Origin of the sequence: Pseudoalteromonas sp. BSi20311 (assembly GCF_000239875.1) — a bacterium.
Taxonomy (GTDB): domain Bacteria; phylum Pseudomonadota; class Gammaproteobacteria; order Enterobacterales; family Alteromonadaceae; genus Pseudoalteromonas.
Genome location: NZ_BADU01000093.1, coordinates 1 through 9,134 on the forward strand (window position 1 = coordinate 1; position 9,134 = coordinate 9,134).

The following is a 9,134-nucleotide window of genomic DNA, read 5'->3' on the forward strand; positions in this document are numbered from 1 at the left end:
AGCTTAACCAGATCTCAGGTTAACTTAAACTCTTGGCCATTGAAGCGGGCAAGTCCTTCCCAAGTACCCACCCATAGATACCCATCTTGTGTTTGTGCAAGGCTATTAATGCTATTGTGAGGAAGACCCGTACGTGTATTCCAGGTTTCAAAAAAATAATCACGTAACGGCAAACGAGTCTGCTGTTGTGCGTCAACAGAAAAAATCACCAATAAAATACATAAAATCACTAAGCGATTCATCAGATATTGCCTTTATAATTATTAATTTTTATATTTGGGTAAGTTTAGAGCGACAATTTAAGTTAAAAGCACTGCTGGTAAATAATAACATAAAACTTACAACTTTTTAATTAATTATTATTACTTAAATTATTAAATGTATACTGCAATTGCTTTATAAATTTAGCGACATGAAGCCCATCCAACAACGCATGATGAACATCAATAGCGAGCGGCATTTTACCTGTCTCAGTATTGTATTGGCCAAACACAAATTTAGGAATACCATTACTTTGACCGTGGGTAAATGCATGTGAAAAGCTGCTAAAGTTTAACCAAGGTAATACAGAAACATGAATTAAATCTGCTTGCCCTTCAGTTGCTGCAAACGCATCAGAAAACAGTGGGTTTAATTTTGTGGCATTGCTAATAGCTTTCGCCTCACGGGCAAATTCATTTAACGACTCGTGTAATTTAAAATAACTAAAGCGAAACGACTCGTCATCGGCAAGCTCGACTACACTTGCCCGCGTAGCACTTAAGTAACAAGGTTTTTGGTTAATAATGCGCAGCATCATCGGCTCATACTTATGACAAACTTTTAATAAGCAATAAATATAACCATGAAAAAAAGCAATATTAGCTTGTTTACAGGCGATATATAACTTTTTCGCATTCAGTTGTACGCACACATTAAAATAAGGCTGAGTGAACTGCTGAAATAACTCAAAGTGTTGCTTTCGAGGCCATTGCTCAAAATCAAGAGGGGTAATAGAAAAATCAGTAGAGGACATAAAATATAGATAAAGTGTAAAACTAAATTTTACCGTGCTTTATCTATATTCGCATTAACTAAAATGACGCTTTGGGTGTAGTTATACTAAAGTCTTACATAAGGTATAAAAAAGGAGCGTATTTCGCTCCTATTTTAAATCGAGTGGAAACTTAAAGTCCGTTTTCAATAATTTCTTGTGCCAGTTCATCGGCAATTAAATGGGTTGATTTTTGCTCTTTTTCACTACGGGTAAAAATTTCACTCAGTGTATCGTAAATTCTTTCTACGTGTTTATTAGAAGCCTCTTTACTGTAACCCTCTGGTGCAGTTTCGTAATAAACGTTAATAATACCACCTGCATTTATTACATAATCAGGCGCATATAAAATACCTTTTTCACGTAAAATTTCACCATGGCGTGATTCAGCAAGTTGATTGTTTGCACAGCCTGCTACTATCGTTGCTTTTAAGCGTGGGATTGTTGTGTCATTAATAGTGGCACCTAATGCACAGGGTGCATAAACATCCACATCTAGGTCGTATATTTCATCAATACCAACTGCAGTTGCGCCAAAATCATTTACTACGCGTTCTACTGCAGCTTGATTAATATCGGTAACAAATAACTCAGCACCAGCTTCAAACAAATGTTTACATAATCCATAAGCTACTGCACCTAAACCTTGCACCGCAACTTTAATACCAGAAAAGTCTTGAATACCGCGTTGATGGTTAAGCGCTGCTTTCATGCCCAAAAACGTACCATAGGCTGTAAACGGCGAAGGGTTACCACTTTTTCCTTCAAGACCTAGCACGTAATTTGTTTCTTTGTTCATTAACGCCACATCATCACAGGTAATGTTTACATCTTCTGCTGAGTAGTAGCTACCATTTAGTCGCTCTAACTGGCGACCAAATGCGCGAAATAACTGCTCAGATTTGATTTCTTTGGCATTACCAATAATAACCGATTTACCACCACCAAATGGCAAGCGTGCTACGGCATTTTTATAGGTCATCCCTTTTGATAAACGCAGCACATCATATACTGCATCTTCATCGTTAACATAATCCCACATTCTACAACCGCCTACCGCAGGGCCTAAGTTTGTGTTATGTACCGCAATAATGGCTTTCAAACCAGACGCTTTGTCTGAACAAAAAACCACTTGTTCATGGTTATCAAATTCAACTTGATTAAATACAACCACTTTAAATACTCCGAAAATAATGAGCCCTTTTGGGCAAGCACGCTACAAATTGCCGAGACTTTATCACTTCAGTTAATGGTTCGCCATACCATGAGTAAATAAACCAGATAAAGCGCGTCAAAGTGAAATATAAAACGACTTATCGTTAAAAGTAAGCATAAAAAATCCAAAAATAACCATCTAATTAAGTATTAAAGTTAAAAACACCATTGCAATTAAAGTTTACGCTTACGTGAACGTCACCCTAAAGTTATTTGTAAACTTAACCATACACCCTAAAAAAGTACACTACACTTTAAAATACAGTGACTTATACACTAATTGCCTATGCAGCATAAACTGGTCTGAGGTGTATAAGTCTTTGCAAATATAAAAGTAAATAAAAAAGCGAGCACACAGTGCTCGCTTATATGATTGCTTTTTAAGTAAAAATTTACTTCATTTTGCTGTCTAGCTCTTCAATTTTTGCCTTCCAAATAGCAGGGCCTTGGGTGTGTGCATTTGCTCCTTCACTGTCTACGGCAACTGTTACTGGCATATCTTCTACTTCAAATTCGTAGATAGCTTCCATACCTAAATCTTCAAAGGCAACAACACGTGCTTTTTTGATTGCTTTAGATACTAAGTAAGCCGCACCGCCTACCGCCATCAAATACACTGACTGGTGCTTTTTAATAGACTCAACCGTTGCTGGGCCTCGTTCAGCTTTACCAATCATACCCACGATGCCGGTTTTTTCTAACATCATATCGGTAAATTTATCCATACGTGTTGCCGTTGTAGGACCCGCTGGACCTACTGCTTCATCGCCTACTGCATCCACAGGGCCAACGTAGTAAATAAACTTGTTATCAAAATCAACACCTTCAGGTAAACCTTCCCCTGAGTTAATCATATCCTGAAGACGTTTATGAGCAGCATCTCGACCCGTTAAAATAGTACCTGAGAGTAAAACGGTTTCACCCATTTTCCATTCTTTAGTGTCTTCTTTAGTAAGAGTATCTAAATTAACACGGCGTGTACCCTCACCCACTTCGAAAGTCACTTCTGGCCAATCTTCTAATTTAGGTGCTTTTAAATTCGCAGGGCCTGAACCATCAAGGGTAAAGTGAACGTGGCGCGTAGCAGCACAATTTGGGATCATAACCACTGGCTTTGAAGCTGCGTGAGTAGGTGCTGTTTTAATTTTAATATCAACAACCGTGGTTAAACCGCCAAGGCCTTGCGCACCAATACCTAATTTATTCGCACGTTCAAAAATTTCTAAACGTAGTTTTTCTTCTGTTGTTTCTGCGCCGCGCTCAATTAGCTCATGGATATCAACCGGATCCATTAATGACTCTTTGGCCATTACCGCTGCTTTTTCTGCCGTGCCACCAATACCTATACCTAGCATGCCAGGTGGACACCAACCCGCCCCCATTGTTGGTAACGTTTTTTCTACCCACTCAGCCACATCGTCAGATGGGTTTAACATCACCATTTTACTTTTGTTTTCTGAGCCGCCGCCCTTAGCAGCGACCATCACTTCGACTTTATCGCCTGCAACTAAGTCAATGTGAACCACTGATGGCGTATTATCTTTAGTGTTTTTACGTGTTCCCGCAGGATCTGCAACAATCGATGCACGTAAAGGGTTATCTGGATTTAAGTACGCACGACGCGTTCCTTCATCAACCATTTGTTGTACTGTTAAGTCGGTTTTATCCCAATTAACATCCATCCCTACTTTTACGAAACAAGTAATGATCCCGGTATCTTGACACAGTGGACGCTTACCTTCTGCCGACATACGCGAGTTAATTAAAATTTGCGCAATCGCATCTTTAGCGGCTTTACTTTGTTCTTTGTTATACGCTTTCTCTAGTGCTTGAACAAAATCAAGAGGATGGTAAAACGAGATATATTGCAAGGCATCTTCAATGCTATCAATAAAGTCTTGCTGACGAATTGTACTCATAGTGGTTCCTTAAGTTGTTGTTACTCACGCAGCACGTAAGCGATATCAAACCCGTGACGGTGGTTCGAACTGTTTTCAACTACAGCGCTCACTAAACGCTGCCAAATAAATTTGACTTATGATACCCTCCCAGCCCGTTTGGAGCCAGTTCTTATAGGGGTAGTAAATGCTAAACAATAAAAAAAATTGTGTTGAATTAGCCATATCACAAAATTGTATTGAGGTATTTTCGCATTTTGCTCATTTACCCTACGCTATTTTGCTAGATTCGGGTGATAGCGATCACATAAACAGTCGTTTTGACATGATTGCGATTGAACCTCAAAGCACCCTGGAAGTTAAAAATAATCAAACTGTTTTTAATAACAAAGCGAGTGCTAAAAGCTGCTTTGAAATAATGAATAATGAACTGGCAAAGTTAGACAGCACTAAAGCCGCCAACAACTTACCTTTTAATGGTGGCTGGCTGGGTTATTTTGGCTATGACTTAGGCCGTACTATAGAGCAACTTCCAAGCAGCGCTTTACACGACATAAATTTACCGCAAATGGCGGTTGGACTTTACCTCGATGCACTGATTTACGATAAACAACTGCGCACGTGGTTTTATGTTTCGCAGCCCAATGTAGACCGCCTTTGGCTGTATCAACATCATTTAGCGCAACCAACTAAACACGAAAGCTTTTCGCTTACATCACCGTGGCAGTCAAATATGAGTCAGACTAGCTATAGCGAAAAGTTTGCCGCGATTGAAGAATACCTAAAAAGTGGTGATTGCTATCAAATTAACTTAGCGCAGCGTTTTAGCGCGCATTACCAAGGCTCGCCTTGGAGCGCCTATGTTAAATTAACTCAGGCTAATAAAGCGCCTTTTTCTAGTTTTATTAATCATCCCCAGGGCGCTATTTTGTCAATCTCACCCGAGCGTTTTATTGCAGTACACGACAATAAAGTAGAAACAAAACCCATTAAAGGGACTTTACCTCGCAAAGCAGATGCCCTTGAGGATGCAAAACAAGCGACCTTCCTGGCAAATTCGAGTAAAGACCGCGCCGAAAATGTCATGATAGTGGACCTGCTGCGAAATGATTTAGGAAAAGTCGCTAAACCGGGCTCGGTTATTGTGCCCTCATTATTTGCTATTGAAAGTTTTCCGGCGGTACACCATTTAGTGAGTACGGTCACCTCAACCCTTGATGAGGGTAAAACAGCGGTTGATCAACTGGAAGCTGCGTTTCCCGGTGGTTCAATTACAGGCGCACCAAAAGTCCGTGCCATGGAAATAATAGAAGAACTAGAGCCACATAGACGTAGCATTTATTGTGGCTCTATTGGTTACATTAGTGGCTGCGGCAATATGGATACCAGTATTACTATTCGAACTTTAGTCACACATCAACAACAAATATATTGTTGGGCTGGGGGTGGTATTGTTGCTGATTCAAAAGTCGAATTGGAATATCAAGAAACTTACGATAAAGTAAATAAAATACTTCCTATATTAAATGAAGGTCGCTTTGAATAGTGAAACCATTTCGGCTCGTTTTCAATTAAACCGCAGTTTAGCCGTGGATCAGCTCAAAGATAATAAAAAAAAGCGCGCAAGCGCAGTAATGCTGCCATTGATTGATATAGATAACGAAGCACACATTTTATTGTGTAAGCGACCAACCTACCTTCATCACCACCCTGGGGAGATTTGTTTACCGGGCGGCAAGTTTGAAATTGATGATGTTAACCTACGCACCACCGCACTGCGTGAATTACATGAAGAGCTTAATATTGCCCCGCAAAATGTCCATGTGTTAGGTCAGTTACCTGAATATTCAACCCTGACCGGATTTACTATACGCCCCTTTGTAGGCTTAATTAAAAAAGAAACAGTGTGGGAAAACGACCACAACGAAGTGCAAGCTAGCTTTTTACTCTCTATAAAAGCGCTGAATAACGCGGCTAACTGGCAACCTTTGCCATTTGAACGAGGTGGAAAAATCATTACCTTAAATGGCTTTATCACCCCACATGGGCTTTTGTGGGGAGCCACAGCCAGCATTATTAAAAACTTTACAAAACAACTCGCCATACCAGTTTAAATCTTTACTAATAAGGGTTACACACCTGCGTTTCCACGTTATTATAGTCGACCGTTCAAAGAACAGCTTAATGCTGAGAAAACTAAGTAGAGACACACATTATGATCAGTGCATTTGATATGTTTAGCATTGGTATTGGCCCTTCATCGTCACATACCGTTGGCCCAATGCGTGCATCACGCTTATTTGTTAATGACCTAAACGAGCAACAACTATTAGCAAATGTGACCGATGTAAAAGTAGAGCTTTACGGCTCACTGGGCCAAACAGGTGTTGGCCACGGTTCGGGAAAAGCAGTAATACTTGGCTTAGCCGGTTATGATCCTGAAACCATTGATGCCGATTTAGTGGATGACATACTCGCTAAAATTGAAAAAGAACAGGTTATTTACCTGAACCAAACTCACAAAGCTAAATTCCCTAAGCAGGGCGCGATTGTTTTTCATCGCAGAAAGACACTCCCTAAACATTCCAACGCAATGGAAATTATTGCCTATAACAATGGCGAAAAAGTATATAGCAAAGTTTACTACTCTATTGGTGGCGGATTTATTGTTACGGATGAAGAGTTTGAAAAAGAAAAACAAGCCGCTTTAGATATCCGTGAAGAAAACCCAGCCCCGTTCCCGTTTGGCTCGGCTAAAGAATTACTCGAAATGTGTAAAGAGTCGGGTTACAGCGTATCAACGTTAATGATGAAAAACGAAAAAACGTTACGCAGTGAAGAAGCCATTAAAGATGAGCTATTTAATATTTGGCAAGTAATGAAAGCCTGTATTGAGCGAGGTATGCGCACCGAAGGTATTTTACCTGGCGGATTAAAAGTAAAACGCCGTGCGCCAAGCTTATATTTAAAGCTTAATGTAGAAGTCAGTAACGATCCACTGCGCGCCATGGACTGGGTTGATTTATTCGCATTAGCTGTAAACGAAGAAAATGCAGCCGGAGGACGTGTAGTAACTGCCCCCACAAATGGCGCAGCTGGTATCCTACCAGCCGTATTAATGTACTATCATACTTTTATCAAAGAAGTTGATCGCGACATTGCTACTCGGTATTTATTAACCGCGGCCGCTATTGGTATTTTATACAAAAAAAATGCCTCTATCTCAGGTGCTGAAGTGGGTTGCCAAGGTGAAGTTGGTGTTGCCTGTTCAATGGCTGCTGGTGCGCTGACTGAAATTGTTGGTGGTAACGTGGTACACGTAGAAAATGCCGCTGAAATTGGTATGGAACATAACTTAGGGTTAACCTGTGACCCTGTTGGCGGCTTAGTGCAAGTCCCCTGTATTGAACGTAATGCAATGGGCGCTATTAAAGCAATTAATGCGTCGCGCCTTGCTATACGCGGTAGTGGTGAGCAAAAAGTATCGCTGGATAAAGTAATAAAAACCATGCTCGATACGGGTAACGATATGAAAACAAAATACAAAGAAACCGCTCGCGGTGGACTGGCCGTTAATATTATCGAGTGCTAATTAACCTGAACTCTGGTTAAGAGATTTACTAACATATTGAATCAAAATGATATTTATGTTTATTTTCTCAAGCTAGAGATTTTTAGTGAAAACAAGGCGAAATTACGCGTCAATAGCTAGCCTATTGCAAGTAAATTCAACGCAGTTAACGCTGAAAATAGCTGCTTAAGATGGATTTATTATCCACAGTTCAGGTTAATTACATAGCACAAAAAAAGCCGCTTAGTTGCAAAACTAAGCGGCTTTTCATTGCTGTTTATGGCGGTTACTTAACCGGCAATTCAATATCAGTAAATAACTTATCAACATCTTCTTGATTTCGCAGTAAACTCGCACGCTCTACTCGCTCTTTAGTTAAATGCGGTGCAAAACGTTCGATAAAGTCATACATGTAGGTGCGTAAAAAGCTGCCCTTTCTAAAACCAATTTTAGTCGTGCTCGCCTCAAATAAATGGCTAGCATCAATGCACACTAAGTCGCTGTCGTTTACCTGATCAATTGCCATAGATGCAACCACACCCACACCTAGCCCTAAACGCACATACGTTTTAATGACATCGGCATCGGTGGCAGTAAATACAATATGTGGCTCTAATCCGTAAGCATTAAATGCTTTGTCGAGCTCCGAACGACCTGTAAAGCCAAATACGTAAGTAATGAGTGGGTATTGGGCTATATCAGCCACTGTTAAATTATCCACTTTTTTCGCAAGGGGATGATCTTTAGCAACCACAATACTACGATTCCAATGGTAGCAAGGCAGCATTACTAAATCTGAATATAAATGAAGCGCTTCTGTGGCAATGGCAAAGTCAGCATCACCGCGAGCGGCTGCATCCGAAATTTGCTGTGGTGTACCTTGATGCATATGCAGTGATACCGCAGGATATTTTTGAGTAAAGCCTTTAATTACACTCGGTAACGCATACCGTGCTTGTGTATGCGTGGTAGCAATATTAAGTTTGCCTTGATCCGGTAAAGTATGTTCATTCGCAACCGCTTTAATACCCTCAACTTTTGAGAGTATTTCGCGTGATATGTTAATGATTTCCTCGCCAGCGCCTGTAACATGAGTTAAATGCTTACCACTGCGGCCAAAAATTTGTACACCGAGCTCATCTTCTAACATACGTACTTGCTTAGAAATACCAGGCTGGGAGGTAAATAAACTCTCAGCCGTAGCTGAAACATTTAATTTATGATTTTGAACTTCTACGATATATCTAAGTTGTTGTAATTTCATGGCTATGTAGTTTCGTTATAATTCACATTGACAGATAAAAGCGCACCCTAACTATAGGTAGCTATATAAAAGGCTGATTAATGTTACATAATATAACAATTAATTTGTTGAAATTTCAGGTTTAACACAATAAATAAACTTAGAGGTAGCAAT

General features: G+C 40.0%; 7 protein-coding genes and 1 pseudogene. 3 read left to right on the forward strand and 5 right to left on the reverse strand.

Going from position 1 to position 9,134, the window contains the following annotated elements; genetic code table 11:
* Positions 1-20 precede the first annotated feature (20 nt).
* The 4 genes and pseudogenes from P20311_RS11050 to P20311_RS11065 all read right to left on the reverse strand — a co-directional run.
* Positions 21-242, reverse strand: a pseudogene (locus tag P20311_RS11050) (two-component regulator propeller domain-containing protein); the annotation flags it as partial.
* A 110-nt stretch (positions 243-352) separates the two neighbouring features.
* On the reverse strand, positions 353-1,015 hold the full coding sequence (locus tag P20311_RS11055) for a CatA-like O-acetyltransferase (RefSeq protein ID WP_008112770.1): 663 nt from the start codon (positions 1,013-1,015) through the stop codon (positions 353-355).
* 151 nt (positions 1,016-1,166) lie between these two features.
* Positions 1,167-2,207: a Glu/Leu/Phe/Val dehydrogenase gene (locus P20311_RS11060; RefSeq protein WP_008112772.1), complete on the reverse strand. Its 1,041-nt coding sequence runs from the start codon at positions 2,205-2,207 to the stop codon at positions 1,167-1,169.
* Between the two features lie 433 nt (positions 2,208-2,640).
* Complete coding sequence (locus tag P20311_RS11065) at positions 2,641-4,167, reverse strand: fumarate hydratase (protein WP_008112774.1); 1,527 nt, start codon at positions 4,165-4,167, stop codon at positions 2,641-2,643.
* A gap of 166 nt (positions 4,168-4,333) precedes the next feature.
* Here P20311_RS11065 and pabB point away from each other — a divergent pair, with 166 nt between their 5' ends.
* The 3 genes from pabB (at position 4,334) to P20311_RS11080 (ending at position 7,738) form a co-directional block, all read left to right on the forward strand.
* On the forward strand, positions 4,334-5,692 hold the full coding sequence (pabB, locus tag P20311_RS11070) for an aminodeoxychorismate synthase component I (protein WP_008112776.1): 1,359 nt from the start codon (positions 4,334-4,336) through the stop codon (positions 5,690-5,692).
* The gene (locus tag P20311_RS11075) at positions 5,685-6,260 is read left to right on the forward strand and encodes a CoA pyrophosphatase (RefSeq protein ID WP_008112778.1); all 576 of its coding nucleotides are present in this window, start codon (positions 5,685-5,687) and stop codon (positions 6,258-6,260) included. Before pabB ends, P20311_RS11075 begins: the two co-directional genes overlap by 8 nt.
* 101 nt (positions 6,261-6,361) lie before the next feature.
* Positions 6,362-7,738 (forward strand): L-serine ammonia-lyase, encoded by a 1,377-nt coding sequence (locus P20311_RS11080; protein ID WP_008112780.1) that lies wholly within the window; start codon positions 6,362-6,364, stop codon positions 7,736-7,738.
* Between the two features lie 265 nt (positions 7,739-8,003).
* Here P20311_RS11080 and cysB read toward each other — a convergent pair whose 3' ends face one another.
* The gene (gene cysB, locus P20311_RS11085; protein ID WP_008112782.1) at positions 8,004-8,981 is read right to left on the reverse strand and encodes an HTH-type transcriptional regulator CysB; all 978 of its coding nucleotides are present in this window, start codon (positions 8,979-8,981) and stop codon (positions 8,004-8,006) included.
* Positions 8,982-9,134: the final 153 nt, after the last annotated feature.